The 15,363-nt window shown below is 71.9% G+C and carries 7 protein-coding genes; all 7 read left to right on the top strand.

Going from position 1 to position 15,363, the window contains the following annotated elements:
- Window positions 1–276 precede the first annotated feature (276 nt).
- The 7 genes from AB4Z14_RS05805 (at window position 277) to AB4Z14_RS05775 (ending at window position 15,341) form a co-directional block, all read left to right on the top strand.
- Entirely contained in the window at window positions 277–5,745 is a 5,469-nt protein-coding gene (locus tag AB4Z14_RS05805; RefSeq protein ID WP_442274378.1) for an IPT/TIG domain-containing protein, read from the top strand.
- A gap of 117 nt (window positions 5,746–5,862) precedes the next feature.
- Entirely contained in the window at window positions 5,863–7,161 is a 1,299-nt protein-coding gene (locus tag AB4Z14_RS05800; protein WP_442274377.1) for a multicopper oxidase domain-containing protein, read from the top strand.
- Between the two features lie 20 nt (window positions 7,162–7,181).
- Window positions 7,182–8,531: a multicopper oxidase domain-containing protein gene (locus AB4Z14_RS05795; RefSeq protein WP_442274376.1), complete on the top strand. Its 1,350-nt coding sequence runs from the start codon at window positions 7,182–7,184 to the stop codon at window positions 8,529–8,531.
- 11 nt (window positions 8,532–8,542) lie between these two features.
- On the top strand, window positions 8,543–11,698 hold the full coding sequence (locus tag AB4Z14_RS05790; protein WP_442274375.1) for a multicopper oxidase domain-containing protein: 3,156 nt from the start codon (window positions 8,543–8,545) through the stop codon (window positions 11,696–11,698).
- A 68-nt stretch (window positions 11,699–11,766) separates the two neighbouring features.
- Window positions 11,767–12,291 (top strand): hypothetical protein, encoded by a 525-nt coding sequence (locus tag AB4Z14_RS05785; protein ID WP_442274374.1) that lies wholly within the window; start codon window positions 11,767–11,769, stop codon window positions 12,289–12,291.
- An 8-nt stretch (window positions 12,292–12,299) separates the two neighbouring features.
- Window positions 12,300–14,237 carry a copper resistance CopC/CopD family protein gene (locus tag AB4Z14_RS05780; RefSeq protein ID WP_442274373.1) on the top strand — a complete coding sequence of 646 codons (1,938 nt, stop codon included), beginning with the start codon at window positions 12,300–12,302 and terminating at the stop codon, window positions 14,235–14,237.
- A gap of 147 nt (window positions 14,238–14,384) precedes the next feature.
- On the top strand, window positions 14,385–15,341 hold the full coding sequence (locus tag AB4Z14_RS05775; protein ID WP_442274372.1) for a lytic transglycosylase domain-containing protein: 957 nt from the start codon (window positions 14,385–14,387) through the stop codon (window positions 15,339–15,341).
- The last annotated feature ends 22 nt before the right edge of the window (window positions 15,342–15,363 follow it).

Here is a 15,363-nt window from a genome sequence, read left to right as displayed (position 1 = left end):
GAGCGTGTGACGGCGGAGTGGGAAAGGTCACAGAGCTGGGAAATCCGTGGTCGAGACCCGGATCTATCAGCGCAAATCGGGCGCCAACATGACAGGAACATGACGGCGGGCTGGCAACGGCATGACGGGTCCCTGAGCCGAGACCAACCCCGTCGATGACAGTTGCCTGAGCCGTCGACCCATCTCGGCAGAGCGCCATGACGGCGCGTGCGACGTTCTCGGGACGACGGGCTCGCACCGAGCCCTGCAGAGCATCACGTGGGGGTTGCCGTGGACATGCCAAGGCTGCGTAGGCGTTGCGTCCCGATCATCGCCGGACTGACCGCACTCGCGATCGCGGGGGTGGCCCAGGTCGGTGGACCGCTGGCTGCAGCGGCAGCCGCGCCGAGACCGGCGGTCGCGCCCGCGGCGCCCGCCGCGGCAAAGACGGCGGCACCGGCGGTGACCACCCCGACGGGTGGACCCTGCCCGTCGACCACCGCGTCAGGCAAGGGCTGCATCACGCTGACGGTGGCGAGCGCACGCTCGGTCGGCAAGGGCGAGGGCTTCATCCACCAGGGCGACCCCGTCACGGCCTACCAGTGGATGGTCAACGAGGACAGCACCGGCGACCCGGGCACGGCTGACGCGCCGCTCCTCGACCGGTGCCTGCCGTCGCGGGCGCCCGGCGGCAGCACGAAGCCGGCCAACCCGCAGGCGGGCGACCCGACCGAGCCCTATGCCGACAGCTGCCCGTGGCCGTCGGTGCGGCCCACGTCCGGACACTCGAAGATCGTCGCGCAGGGCTCCGAGGCCGACCTCGACTCCGCGAAGGTCCTCGAGGGTCTGGCTCCCGGCAAGTACCTCATCTCCGTCACGGCCGACGGCTACAAGATCGACGGCGCGCACTTCACCGTCACGGCGGGGCTCAAGGGCCTCGTCGACGTCAGGATGCAGCCGCTGCCCCTGCCGCTCGCCACGATCAAGATCCAGGTCTTCAACGACAACGTCCCCGCGGACGGCACCTACGAGGCCGACGCCGAGCGAGGGCTGTCGGGCTTCACCGGCAACCTCTCCGACGTGCTCGGGCCGGTGACCGTCGACTACTACGGCAACGCCCTGTGCACTGCCTACCTGCACGACGCTGCCGGCCGGATCCGCTTCAGCGCCGGCAAGCCGCTCGTCGACACGACCCGCTCCACCGGCAAGTGCACGAGCGACGCCTCGGGCGTCATCACCATCCCCAACCTCGGCCCGAACCGTTACGGCGCCACCGTGTCCCCGCCTGCCAGCCAGACGGGCTGGGTCCAGACGACGACCCTCGAGGGCGGGCACGACCACGACATCTGGGTGCAGGAGGGTGACACCGGCCTCGACACCGAGTTCATCAAGGGCGCGGAGCCCGTGCCGGCGACCCAGTTCGGCTTCGTCCGCGTCAAGGCCATGCCCAGGTCCACCGCGACCGGTGAGGTCAAGGGCGTCGCCGTCGCCGGCCTGCCCTACGTCGGTGGCCAGAACGGCCAGGTCGTCCCCGAGACCGGCTGGGCCGGCTCGAAGTATGCCGGCCCGATCGCGTCACCGTGGGTGGCGCTCTCGGACCTCACCGGTGGGGACGCGGCCGTCTACGTCGGGCGGGGCGCGGCCAACGGCTCCTTCGACATCAAGAACGTCCCTGACGGCACCTACCAGCTGACCCTCTGGGACGACGCGCAGGACTACATCCTCTGGAGCTTCAACGTCGAGGTGTCCGGCGGCGACCTCGTCGACGTCGGCAACAAGATGCTCGTCGGCTGGTTCACGCACGTGCGCGGCACCGTCTTCGTCGACGACAACGGCAACGGCAAGCGCGACCCGGGCGAGGCTCCGGTCCCCGGCTTCACGCTGACCGTCCGCGAGCGGGACAACTCGCTCATGGACCAGTACACGAACCTCGTCAACACCGGCGACGACGGCGTCTACGACATCAAGGAGGGGTACCCGCTCAGCAAGTGGCTCGTCCTCGAGGCGTTCAACACCCGCTACCGGACCACCGGCGTGACCTACCAGGCGGACAACGAGGACTCCCCGACGACCATCCTCGGCGGGCTCGTCGACATCGACTTCCTGCCCGTCATCGGCCTCTCGGGCCGCATCGACTGGGGCGTCGAGCCGTACGCGACGAACGAGAACGGCGGCATCGCCGCCACCGTGTCGTACGACGTGACGCGCAACGAGCTCGACCCGGCCGACGCCGTGAGCGAGGACTACCAGCCGGGCATCCCCGACGTGAACGTCCACGTCTACGCCTCCGTGCCCTGCACGGCCGCGACGGCCGAGGAGAAGGCGAACGCGTGCCGCCAGGGCAAGGCGATCGTGCCGCTGTCGGTGCCCAACCCGGCCCACGAGACCGACCCGACCGCCCCGGCGACCATCGCGAACCCCGATCCCGAGCGCGGCGCGCTCGTCAAGGGCGCCGAGGTGCAGGACCACTACCCGAGCGAGGAGTGGGCCCCGCCGCGGGGCTGCACCGCTCGCCAGTGGGACGGCACCGAGCTGACCGACCAGCTCGCCCTGCCCGAGTCCGGGCCCGACGCGAACAACCTCTGCGTCGAGGCGCCGATGATGGGAGTGCAGGTCGGTCCGTCCGACAACACCCCCGGCGCCGCCGGCCAGACGGTCAACGGCAACTACGGCTTCGGCGGCCTCGACGCCGGTGACTACATCGTCGCCGTGGACGTGCCGAAGGACCCGGTCGACGGCAAGCCGATGTACCAGGTCACCCGTGAGGAGGACGTCAACGTCTTCGACGGAGACACCTACCTCTCCCAGGAGAACTTCCCGCCGACCGTGGCCGAGGCGGCCTCCGACGGCCCCGGCACCGGCAACGACCCGCTGCCCCCGACCCAGCCCCCGTCGCAGGGAGCCGGCATCATCTCGGGCTGCGCGGGCGCCCTCCACACCGTGCGCGTCACGAACCCGGCCTTCCTCGACGGCGGCGGCAGCCCCTTCGAGGGCCAGGACCGGCCCCTGTGCGACTCGAAGCTCATCACCGTCCGCAGCGGCCAGACCGTCGCCCCGAACTTCAACCTCTACACGCCCGTCCCGATCCCCACGCACTTCTGGGGCCTGACGATCAACGACCTCGGCCTGTCCCTCGACAAGCGGAGCGCCAACTACGGCGAGGCCCAGGGCCTGCCCAACGTCCCCGTCGGCCTCTACGACTGGAGCGGCCGTCTCGTCGACACGACGCACACCGACTTCAACGGCTTCTACGAGGCCCTCGAGCCCTCGACCGGGACGTACAACTGCCCGGTCCCGGCCGGTCCCTGCCCGAACATGTATCGCTTCACGGGCAACGACCCCGGAGGACCGGGTGACCCGAACCCGGACTACAACCCGGCCTACCGGACGATCAGCACGAACTTCCAGGGCTGGCCCGGTCTCTACACCGTGACCGACACGGCGCCCACCCAGGCCGCCGCGACGGTGCTCGCGCCCGGGACCACCGCGTCGAACCCGGCGCGCTGCAACCTCGGCACGACGGACCCGCAGCTGCTCGCCGTGAGCCGGCCGTATGTGCGTCCCTCGTCGGCGGCCGCCGACCGCACCGTGACCATCACGGGCACGGGCTTCGGGGCGACCCGTGGAACCGGCACCGTGACGCTGACGAACAGCGCCGGCACGAACGTCCCCGTGACGACGTACGGGCCGTGGTCCGACACGAGCATCACCTTCACCGTCCCGTCCTTCACGGCGACGGCCACGGCCGCCCGCGGCCCCCTCAAGGTCAGCGTCACGAACGCGGCGAAGCGCTCGACGTACAACGGCCTGACCGTCTGGAACCTCGCGGCGGCCCCCGCCTCGGGAGCCTCGACGACCTACAACCCGAACGTCGTCGAGGTGGGCCCCCACAAGCCGTACGCCACCGTCCAGGCCGCGCTCGAGGCGGCCACGCCGTCCTCGACGAGGCGGCACTGGCTCGTCGTCGTGTGGCCGGGCGCCACGACCGCGCTCAACCCGCGCGGTGAGTACAACGAGAACCTCCTCGTCCACCACCGCGTCGCCATCCAGGGCGTCGGCCCGGGCGGCTTCACGACCAACGCCGACGGCTCCCAGCGGTGGGTGCCCGGCTCGATCATCGACGGGTCCGGCTTCAGCCCCGACCTGCCCGGTGGCACGGCGTGGATCACCCGACTCGGCACGCTGACCTACAGCGGCGAGCTCGACGTGCCCGACGCCGCGACGATCACCGTGCTCGACGACCCGCGTGCCCCCGTCAACGACCCGTCCTTCCCTGTCGCCATCGACGGGCTGCAGGTCACCGGCGGCGCCCAGTCCGACTTCCCCGGCAACGTCAACGTGCTGACCGGCGGCGTCACGACGCCGTACGGCGCGTCGGGTGCGCTCGTCACCCAGGGTGGCGGCATCTACCTGCACAACAACAACCGCAGTGTGCGCATCACCGACAACGTCATCGTCGGCAACAGCGGCAGCTACGGCGGCGGCATCCGCGTGGGCACGCCCTACACCGGCGACAACCGCAACTACGACACCCTCATCGCCGACAACCAGGTGCTCAACAACGGCGGGACCAACCTCGCCGGCGGCATCGGGCTCTTCACCGGCAGCGACGGCTACAAGGTGCAGCACAACGCCATCTGCGGCAACTTCTCCGCGGAGTACGGCGGCGCGATGACGGCCTTCGGCTACATGTCGAACACGGGTGGCAGCGACGGCGGCACCATCACCGGCAACACCATCTGGTTCAACAGCTCCTACGACGAGGGTGGCGCCGTGATGCTCGCAGGCGAGCTGCCGTCGAGCCCCAGCGGCCTCAGCCCCGGCACGGGCGAGGCGACGATCGACGCCAACGTCATCGACGCCAACCTCGCGAGTGACGACGGCGGCGGGATCCGACTGCTCCAGGTGGCCGGCACGCACGTCACCCGGTCCGACCCGCAGCCGATCACCATCACGAACAACACGGTCACCAACAACGTGTCGGCCCACGAGGGCGGCGGCATCGCCCTCGACGACGCGCCGTTCGTCAACCTCGTCGACAACACCGTCGCGGGCAACATGACGACGGCGACCGCGGTCACCTCGGACGGTCTCCCGGCCCCGGCAGGCCTCGCGACCGGGCCGAACAGCGACCCGCTCATGGCGAGGCTCAACAGCGGCGGCCCAGGTGCCTTCGCGATCGTCAAGGTCACCGGCCAGTCGACGTTCAGCAAGCCGGTGCTCCTCGACAACGTCTTCAACGACAACCGTGCCGGCACCTACGTCGGCGGCTACGTCTACGGCATCGGTGGCACCCTGCCCGACGGTGCGACCAACTCGGTCGACACCTGGGACATGGCGGTCGTCGGCGGGCCGGGCACGCTCCACCCGGTGGGTGGCGTCATCCAGACGACGACGGGCACCGACGGCGGAGTGGGCGTCACCGTCAGTGACACCCCCGGGTTCAAGGACCCGACGCCCGACCTCACGGTCACCGTCCTGGCCGCACGCACCTTCCCGGCCTTCCGGGAGGCGGCCATCGTCACGGCCCTGCTGCCCCCGCGCCTGCGGGCGGACTACCACCTCTCGGGGACGGCAGCCACGGCATACGCCAAGGGACGCGGGACGACGACCGTCACCTACGGCACCCAGACGGTCATCCGGACCACTGTCCCGTGGACCGCGACCGTCAAGGCCGCAGCGCGCGACATCGACAACCAGGCGAGGCCGACCGGATCCGGGACTGCCGCACGGTACGACTCCGGCTCCGACCAGTACTACCCGTAACCCCCAGTCCGGCCCCCGGGGCACCCCAGTCACTCCCACTGGATCCCCCGGGCCCCGGGGGCCAACCCACTCACCACCCGTCCGGCCCAGGAGCCGGACCGACCTCAGGAGCACCTCATGACCGACGAATCACGCTCAGACGCCGCACGGCGCACGGCGGGCTCAGGTCTCGGCCGGCGAGCCGTCATGCTCGGTGGGGCGGGCGCCGTGGGCAGCGTCTTCCTCGGCACGCGCCTCAGCTTCGGACAGCAGGCCGCCCGCCCGACCGTCGTGCAGGCCGCCGCAACCGGCCCCGCCAAGACGGTGCACCTGGCCGGCACCGACGGCTGGGTCAGCATGCCGGCCGGTTCGCCCGACGACCTGCCCTTCTTCCCGGACTCGCTCGCGCCGTCGCCCTTCGACACGTACGTCTTCGGCTTCCGTGACGTCACGGGGATGTCGGCGACGCAGGTGGCGGCCACGCGCGGCAAGGCGCAGATCTCGGCGCCCATGCTCGCCTTCGACGAGCAGGACGAGGTGACGATCACGCTGTCCAACCTCGGACTCGTCATGCGGCCCGACCTCTTCGACGGCCACACGCTGCACTGGCACGGCTTCGTCAACGCCATCCCGCTCTTCGACGGCGTGCCGGAGCTCTCCCTCGCCGTGCCGATCGGGCGCGACCTGTCCTACTTCTACCGCCCTCGCGACGCCGGCACGTACATGTACCACTGCCACTTCGAGGACGTCGAGCACGTGCAGATGGGCATGACCGGCATGGTCTTCGTGCGGCCGAAGCAGAACGGCACGCGCGTTGGCACGGTTCCCGTCGGCAAACGTCTCACGTACGCGTACAACGACGGCGACGGCAGCACGCGCTACGACCGCGAGTTCGCCTTCATGATCACCGAGCTGTGGTCGGCCGCCCACTACCGCGACGCCCACATCCAGGTCAGCGACTGGACCGACTACGCGCCCAGCTTCTGGCTGCTCAACGGCCGCGGCTACCCCGACACCATCGCGCCAGGGGGCAACCCGACGTCGACGGCGGCGGGCCGGCTGCAGTACCAGCCGATCAGCTCTCTCATCACCTGCAACGTCAACGAGACGGTGCTGCTGCGAATGTCGAACCTCGGCTACCAGAACCACGCCCTGACGCTCGACAACGTCGACATGCAGGTCATCGCCAAGGACGCGACCCTGCTCCGCGGTCGCGACGGCTACACGAACTACCTCGAGACCAACACCGTCGACGTGGGGCCCGGCGAGAGCCGGGATGTGCTCGTCACACCCCACCAGCCCGGCGAGTACCTGCTCTACGACCGCAACTACGCCTATCTGGGCAACGGCGGGGGACCCGGCTGGGGCGGCATGATGACCGTCCTCCGCGTCGGCGCGCCCGGCACCTACGGGCCCCAGACCCAGCCCAACACCTGACGAGCCGACGGAGGACGATCATGCGACTCAACCGATCACGACGCCACCCGGGCGACGCGGCGAGTGCCGCGCGCACCCGACGGCGCACGGGCATCCTCGCGGCCGTCGGCGCCCTCGTCGCCGCCGTGGCCGTCGGCTCGACCGCCGGTGCCCAGGCCGCGACGTCCGAGGGGCTGCTCTGCCAGACGGACCCGCAGCAGACCTTCTCGCTCACCGCGCGGCCGGGCTACGTGTCGACGCCGGACGGCAACTCGATCTACATGTGGGGCTACGGGATGAGCTCCGGACAGTTCCAGCTGCCCGGGCCGGTCCTCTGCGTCACGTCGGGCCAGCCGGTCACCGTCATCCTGCACAACGACCTGCCGGAGGCGACCTCGATCCTCTTCCCGGGCCAGAAGGCGGTCAAGGCGAACGGCAACCCGGCCCAGCCCCAGTTCGACGCCCCCGCTCCGGCCGGCTCCCTCACCTCGATGGTCCAGCCGGCCGGTGCCTCTGGCGGCTCCGTCACGTACACCTTCACGGCGGGCTCGCCCGGGACGTACCTGTACTCGAGCGGCACCGACGTGACGAAGCAGCAGCAGATGGGCCTCTACGGAGCGCTCGTCGTGCGCCCCGCCGGGGCGGCTGGGCAGGTCAACGCCCGCGCCGACTCGGCCTTCAACCCACAGCACGAGTACGTCTTCCTCCTCTCGGAGATCGACCCCGAGGTGCACCTGGCCGTCGAGCGCTCGCAGCCGGTCGACTGGAGCGCCTACAACGCGCGCTACTACCTCATCAACGGCCGCAGCATGCCCGACACCCTGGCGCCCAACAACGCCTCGTGGCTGCCGAGCCAGCCCTACGGCGCCCTCGTGCACATCAAGCCGTACGACCCGACCAGCAACCCGCTCCCCGCGGTCATCCGCTACCTCAACGCGGGACGCGGCAACTACCCCTTCCACCCGCACGGGAGTGACGAACGCGTCGTCAACAAGGACGGCCATGCCCTCCAGGGCACGAGCACCACTGCGCCACAGGATCTCTCGTACCTCAAGTACGACATCGACGTCATGCCCGGCCAGACCGTCGACGCGCTGATGGACTGGCGCGACGTCGAGCACTGGAACGCGACGACGAACCCGATCCCGACGCAGCTGCCCGTCATCACCGACCAGCTGCTCGTGGGCGCCGACACGTGGTTCAGCGAGAGCCCCTACCTCGGCAACAAGGGCACCTTCCCGTCGAACATCACCGTGAACAACGAGTGCGGCGAGTACTACCACGTGGCCCACAGCCACGCGCTCCAGCAGGCGACCAACTACGGCGCAGCCTTCGGCGGCATGATGACGGTCTTCCGCATCGACCCGCCCGCCGGCTGCCCGACGAGCTGAGGACGACAACGATGACCTCTCGACCCAGCCTCCGGCACCGCCTCGGCGTCTCCGCCGTCGCCGCCGCGCTCGCGACCGTCCCCTTCGCCGCCACGACTGCGTATGCCGTCTCGCCGGCCTCCGTGGCCACGTCGGCCTCCGCGGTCGGCTCCTCCGTCACCACGGCTGTCGCACCCGCGGTTGCGCCGGCGGCGCCGGTCGGCAAGCTGACCCCGAACACGCCCGGCTGCACCGTCACGCCGGCGTCCGCGCCTGACCCGGAGATCGTCGCGTGCGACCTCTGGGCCAAGCCCGGCACGAACCAGGTTCTCGGACAACCGATCCCGATCTGGGGCTACTCGACGACCTCGGCCGGTGCGGCCACCGCGCCCGGCCCGGCCATCATCGCCCGCCAGGGCGACCGGGTCGTGCTGACGCTGCACAACGGCCTCGACGAGCCGACCTCGCTCGCCCTGCCCGGGCAGCCCGCGGCGTCCATCACCGAGGGGCTGCCCAGCGCAGCCGCGACGACGGGCATCGCGCCGGGAGCCACCGCACGCTACGTCTTCACCGCCGGCCGGCCCGGCACGTTCCTCTACGAGGCCGGCCACACCTCGGGCGGAGCCCGTCAGGTGGCGATGGGTCTTGCCGGTGCGCTCGTCGTCCTCGGCGACGGCACGGCATACGGCCAGGCGTACAACGACGAGGCGGTGCTCGTGCTCAGCGAGATCGACCCCGCCCTCAACGCGCACCCGACCACCTTCGACATGCGCGAGTTCCACCCGGCCTACCGGCTCATCAACGGCAAACCCTTCCCGTCGAGTGACCCCGTGCCGACCGACCAGGGCCACACCGTGCTGCTGCGCTACGTCAACGTCGGGTCCGAGCTGCACTCGATGAGCACGCTCGGCGCCGACCAGGTGGTGCTGTCGCACGACGGGCACGGCCTCGCGTTCCCGGAGCCGTCCGTCGTCGTGCCGGTCGACCCCGGCGTCAGCGTCGATGCGCTCGTCACCGTGCCCACCGGACCCGAGTCGAAGGTCGCGGTCTACGAGTCCTCGGCTCGTCTCGACAACGCCGGCCAGAGCACGAACGACCCCCTGTCGGTGGCCTTCGGCGGGATGATGACCTTCTTGGACACGAACGCCCCCGCGCCCTCGAGCGACGGCGTCGGCCCTGTCTCGACCGGCATCAAGGCAGACCCGAACCCGTCGGATGCCACCGGCCCCGTCACCATCACCGCGACGGTGAGTGACGCGACCACGGGTCACGGCACCGTCAGCCAGGCCGAGTTCGTCGTCGACGACGCGGTCACCGTCGGTGTCGGCAGCGGCGTCCCGATGACCGGGACCTGGGGGGTCGAGACCACCACGGTCACCGGCACGATCCCGGCCGTGGCGAGCGCCGCAGACTGCGGGGCGCCCGTGCCTCCCGTCGACCTGCACTGCCTGACGTCGACGAAGCACACGGTGTTCGTGCGCGGTCTCGACGCCGCCGGCAACTGGGGCGTCGTCGGGTCGGTGATCCTCAACGTCGCCAAGTCCGGCCCGCAGACCGTCGCACTCTCGGTGAGCCCGTCGCCCGCCAGCGGCAAGGGCACCGTCACGGTCAACGCGACCGGTGACGACACCGCGGCCGGGGGCACGATCACCGGAGCCGAGTACTTCCTCGGTGCGGCCGCCGGCGCCAACGGCACCGGCCACGCGATGACCCTCAACCGGGTCGCGACGAAGGTCGCCGAGACCGGGACCATCCCGGCCGCGGACGTCCTCGCGCTCGGCGAGGGGACCGCGCAGGTGTGGGTCCACAGCCGCAACTCCCAGAACATCTGGGGCCCGGCCGTGCCCGTCGACCTCACCGTCGACCTCACCGCGCCGGCCGTCAACGCCGCCACCGTCGGGCCCAACCCGACCAATGCGGTGCTCAGCTCGAAGTCCTACCCCGGCTACCTCGTGATCTCTGCCGAGCTGCAGGACCGCGACGCCGGCAACGGGCTCCAGAGCCCGGTGCTCGCCGGCGAGGCCTTCGTCGACCCGACGAGCACGACCCCGACCTTCGGCAAGGGCCTCAGTCTCATCGCCGTCGACGGCGCGTTCGACTCGCCGACGGAGCAGGTCTACGGCCTCATCCCGCTGACCCAGGTTAAGGCGATGACGCCGGGCGAGCACAAGGTCTACGTGCACGGCAAGGACGCCGCCGGCAACTGGGGCAGCCTCACCGCGAGCAACGCCCTCGTGCGCCTCTTCGTCGACAAGACGGCACCGGTGCTCGGCGCCGTGACGGCCTCGCCGAACCCGACCAACGGCTCGGCCACGGTCACGCTCGCCGCGCCGGTGACGGAGGCCCCGGTCGCGACCTACGTCGGGCCGCGCTTCCAGGGCGCCGAGTTCTGGACCGGCACGACCGACCCCGGCGCCGGCAAGGCGACGCGGGTCCAGGTGACCGACTCGGGGAGCGGCGTCACCGCGGCGATCCCGCTGGCCGGCATCCAGCAGGGCACCGTCTCGTTCAACCTCCGCGTCCAGGACGCGGCGGGCAACTGGAGCAACGCGTCCTCGGTCACGGTCCAGGTGACCCGACCCAACGCGATCTTCAGCGACACGTTCAACTCGCTGTCGAGCTGGTCGGCACGCAACGGTGCGGTCTCGACGAGCCTGGTTGCCGGCATACCGACCGTCACCGGCAACTACGGCATGGTCGCAACAGGCTCGGGCACCCCTGCGTACGTCACCGACAACACACCGTCGGCCGAGACGACCTACCGCGCGCAGTTCTCCTTCAACGCCAACACGCTCTCGTCGGGCAACGGCACGACGACGTGGCTCACGGTGTTCGAGGGTCGCAGCGCCACGGGTCAGTCGTTCGCGCTGCAGTACCACCGCGGCGGCGCGGGGGCGGTGACGCTCCGCACCGTGATGAACCGCGCTGCGTTCGGCGCCACGACGAGCAACGCGCTCAGCCTCGCCACGGGCGCACACACGATCCGCGTGGACTGGGTGCAGGGGACGGGCGGGTCGCTGACCCTCCGCGTCGACGGCACCCTGCGTGACACCCGGAGCGGAAACAACACCGGCACGGCCCTGCAGATCGAGACGGCTCGTCTCGGGGTCATCGCCGGCACCACGTCGACCACGGCGGGCACGGCCTGGTTCGACAGCTTCGTCTCCACCCGGAACAGCATCCCCTGATCCGGTCCCACCTCGTGCCGGGGTCACCTGCCCGTGACCCCGGCCGGCAGCATCGGAGGGCAGTCCGAATGAGCACCACCACAGCAGTTCCGCCGGTCCAGCCGGCCGGTCCCTCCGGCCCCGCCGCCCCGTCCACCCGGACGGGTCGGCAGGGTCGGGCCAGGGTCGCGCTCGCCGTCGTCGCCGTCCTCGTCGTCGCGGTCCTCGGTCTCCTCGGGGCCCGTGCGCTGCGAGGCGGCGACGACCCGGGGCGACCGGTCCCGCACTCCGCCGCGATGGAGACGGCCCTCGGCGTCCGCATCTCGCGGGTCGCGGTCGTCGGCGACGGTGGCCTCGTCACCGTCAGCTACGTCGTCCTCGACGTGGACAAGGCGAGCCGCTTCCAGGCCGATGTCAGGCACCCACCGGTGCTGCGCAGCGAGTCCCGCGACGGTTCGACGAACCGCGTCTCGGTCATGCGTCAGGGGCACATCAACCGCGCGGGCGCGACGTACTACTTCGTCTACCAGAACACCGGGGGCGCGCTCCGCGCCGGTGAGGACGTGACGATCGAGTACGGCGGCCTCCGCCTCGAGCACGTCCCGGTGCTCTGATGGGCCTGGTGGGACTGCGACGGGCCCTGCTGGCCCTCGCGGTGACGCTCGGCACGGCCCTGCTCGTCGCTCTCGGCGCCGGCCCCGCCTCGGCCCACGCCTACCTCGCGTCGAGCAACCCGGCCGACGGGGCCAGCCTCGCGGCCGCCCCACGCACCATCGAGCTGCGCTTCACCGAGCACGTCGTCCTCGCCTCGACCGAGATCGTCGTCACCGAGCCGGACGGCCACCGCGTGGCGCCGACGGCGATGACGCTCGTCGAGAGCGACGAGGACCAGGAGGCCCCGGCGACGGTCGTGGCCACGATCCCCGCGCTCGGCGTCGGCGCCTACCACGTGTCCTGGCGGACCCTGTCGAGCGACGACCTCCACGAGTCCGCGGGCATCTTCGCCTTCGGCGTGCAGAGCGAGGTGCAGGCGGCCGGTCCGAGCGAGACGAACCCGGACCTCTTCGAGCTCGTCGGCCGGTGGGCCGTCCTCGCGGGGATCGGGGCCGGGCTCGGCGCCGTCGTCGTCGGGCGCCTGCTGCGCCGCGTGCCGGAGGCGACGAGTGGTATGCCGCGGGCCTGGCTGCGCCGTCAGGCGTTCCGTCTCCTCGTCGTCGGGGCGACCGCGGCCCTGGCGGTTGCGCTCGTCGATCTCGTCCGCTTCGGCGGCGGGGCCTTGACCCCCGGCTACGTGCTGCGGTGGGGGCTGCGCGAGGTGGCCCTGCTCGGAGCGGCGCTCGCCCTCCGACCCGCCCGGCCGGCACCGGGGAGGGTGTCGCGCGACCTCGCAGCCACGACCGCGCTCGTCGGCGCGGGTCTGCTCACCGTGAGCATCGGTCACTTCGGGGTCCGCGGCGGCCCGACGTGGGTCGTCACCTCGACGGCGCACCTCGTCGCCGCCCTCCTGTGGGCGGGCTCGGTGGCCGCCCTCGCGCTGCTCGGCGTGCGCCCCGCGCGGCTGGGACTCTCCCGTTCGGACGTCCGCGCGGTCCTGCGGGGCTTCCGCACTCCCGCGACGGTCTCTGTCGTCGTCGTCGCCGTCACCGGTGTCTACCTCGCGAGCGACGTCGTCGTCTCGGTCGATGCCGTGCTGCTCACCACCTACGGTCGCGTCCTGCTGGCCAAGGTCGCCCTGGCCGGTCTCGTCGGTCTCGTCGCCCTCGCGACCACCCGTGCCCTGCACCCTCGGGGGTTGCAGGACGGTCGGGTCCGCCGGCGGCTCATCGCAGCGGAGGCCCTTGGACTGCTCGTCGTCGCCGCCCTCGGTGGTCTCCTCGCCACGGGGCAGCCCGCCGTCTCTCCCCGTCTCGTCAGCGCGCAGGCACCGAGCGTCATCGACGACCGACCGGTTGCCGACCTCCAGCAGACCGTCGCCCTGCGGCCGAACCGTCCCGGCGCCAGCGTGGCCCTCATCGACGTGCTCGACACCCGTCGCCCGTCCCCCGGGCCGGTCACGGGTGTCTCCCTCACGGTCCGCGGCGGTTCGTCCGGTGGTGTCGAGGCTCGTCCCGCCGCGGCCGAGGCCCCGGTGACGGCGACCGCCGTGACGCCGTCGCGCTGGTCGGCGGCGCTCGAGCTGCCGGCCGGTGGACCTGTCGACGTCGACGTCGTCGTGCACCGGCGCGGTCTCGACGACGTGCGCAGCACCGTGCACTGGGTCGTCGGCCCGAGCTCCTCAGACCCGGCCCCGGTCGTGTCGCGGGCGCCCGTCTCGGGGCTGCTGGCCTCGGCGTCCGCCGCGCTCGCCGTGGCCGCCGTGTTCGGGGCCGCCTGGCTGCTCTGGAGGCGCCGCCGCCGTCCGGCTCCGGCACCGAGTCGTACGCGCGCGGTGGCCGAGCACGGGGCCGCCCGGCCCGCGGCGTCCGCTGCCGGGCCCGCGGCGTCCGCCGGCCCCGGCAGCACCGACGCGGCTCAGGACGAGACCGGTGCTGTCGCCCCACGATCCGCCGCGAGTCGGTGACGGCCGTGGAGCCCTCCCGTCGCGACGAGTCGGGCCGGAGGGCAGGATGGCCCGTGGTCCTGTGGGACTCGGCGTTCGTCGCCGCGGTCGAGGATTTCGCGCTGTACTGGTGAGTGGGCGGCCACGCGCCCGAGGAAGGACACGGACATGTCAGGGGCGACCAGGCGACGACTGACCGCGGCACGAGCCGTGGCCGCCTCCGTCGTCGTGGCGACGGCCCTGGTCGGGTCCGCAGCCCGGGCCGTGGCCGACACCGCGCCGGCCGTGCCGACACCGACCCCGGCGCCCTTGCTCTCACCGCTGGTCCCGGGAGGCGCTGCGGCCACGTCCAGCAGTGATGGCTCGACGCCACCGGCGCCGCAGCTCTTCGACAGCGGGTTCGGCTCTGTCGCAGGCGATCTCGTGCTTCCCGTCTTCGACGAGATCCGCGTCGCGGCTGCGACCCTCGCGCAGGAGGCGCCTCCGGTCATCGCCGCGACCCTCGAGCCGGGGGGCGGGTCGAGCGCCAACCCCACACCGTGGCGACCCAAGGCGGTCATCAAGATCCCCGTCGTCGTCACCGTGCCGCCCAAGGGCGCCACGCGGCCGACCGCGCGCACCCAGGACGAGATCATCTGGGCGGCATACGCCTCCGCCGCGGAGCGGCAGCGTGCCTGCCACATCCCCGTCATGCTGCTCGCCGCCATCGGCGAGGTGGAGTCGTCCTCGCTCCGTGGCCGGACGCTCGACGCGTCGCACGACGCCGTCCCGCCGGTCCGGGGTCCGGCGCTCTCGGGCGGCTCCTTCTCGGCGATCCGCGACACTGACGGGGGCCGCTACGACGGCGACCCGGTCTGGGACCGCGCCGTCGGCCCGATGCAGTTCATCCCCGGCACGTGGCGCATCTGGGGCGCCGACGGCAACGGCGACGGCGTCAAGGACCCGCAGAACATCGAGGACGCGGCGCTCGCGGCCGCTAACTACCTCTGCGCCGGTGGTCGCGACCTCTCGCGCCCGGCCGACCTCACGGCGGCGGTGCTCTCCTACAACCACTCGCAGGCGTATCTCTCGACCGTGGTCGGCATCGTCCAGGCCGTCGACTCCGGCCAGCTCGCCGGCCCCTGACCGCGCCACCCCGTCAACCGTC

It is taken from the genome of Terrabacter sp. 2TAF16, from assembly GCF_052115065.1.
GTDB lineage: Bacteria > Actinomycetota > Actinomycetes > Actinomycetales > Dermatophilaceae > Terrabacter.
The sequence above is the reverse complement of the archived record's forward strand: the minus strand, read 5'-3'. Positions and strand labels throughout refer to the sequence as shown.

Excerpts from the sequence above, each read along its gene's own strand:
- AB4Z14_RS05800 (WP_442274377.1), top strand. The coding sequence starts at position 5,863 with ATGACCGACGAATCACGCTCAGACGCCGCACGGCGCACGGCGGGCTCA.
- AB4Z14_RS05790 (WP_442274375.1), top strand. The coding sequence starts at position 8,543 with ATGACCTCTCGACCCAGCCTCCGGCACCGCCTCGGCGTCTCCGCCGTC.
- AB4Z14_RS05795 (WP_442274376.1), top strand. The coding sequence starts at position 7,182 with ATGCGACTCAACCGATCACGACGCCACCCGGGCGACGCGGCGAGTGCC.
- AB4Z14_RS05785 (WP_442274374.1), top strand. The coding sequence starts at position 11,767 with ATGAGCACCACCACAGCAGTTCCGCCGGTCCAGCCGGCCGGTCCCTCC.
- AB4Z14_RS05775 (WP_442274372.1), top strand. The coding sequence starts at position 14,385 with ATGTCAGGGGCGACCAGGCGACGACTGACCGCGGCACGAGCCGTGGCC.
- AB4Z14_RS05805 (WP_442274378.1), top strand. The coding sequence starts at position 277 with ATGCCAAGGCTGCGTAGGCGTTGCGTCCCGATCATCGCCGGACTGACC.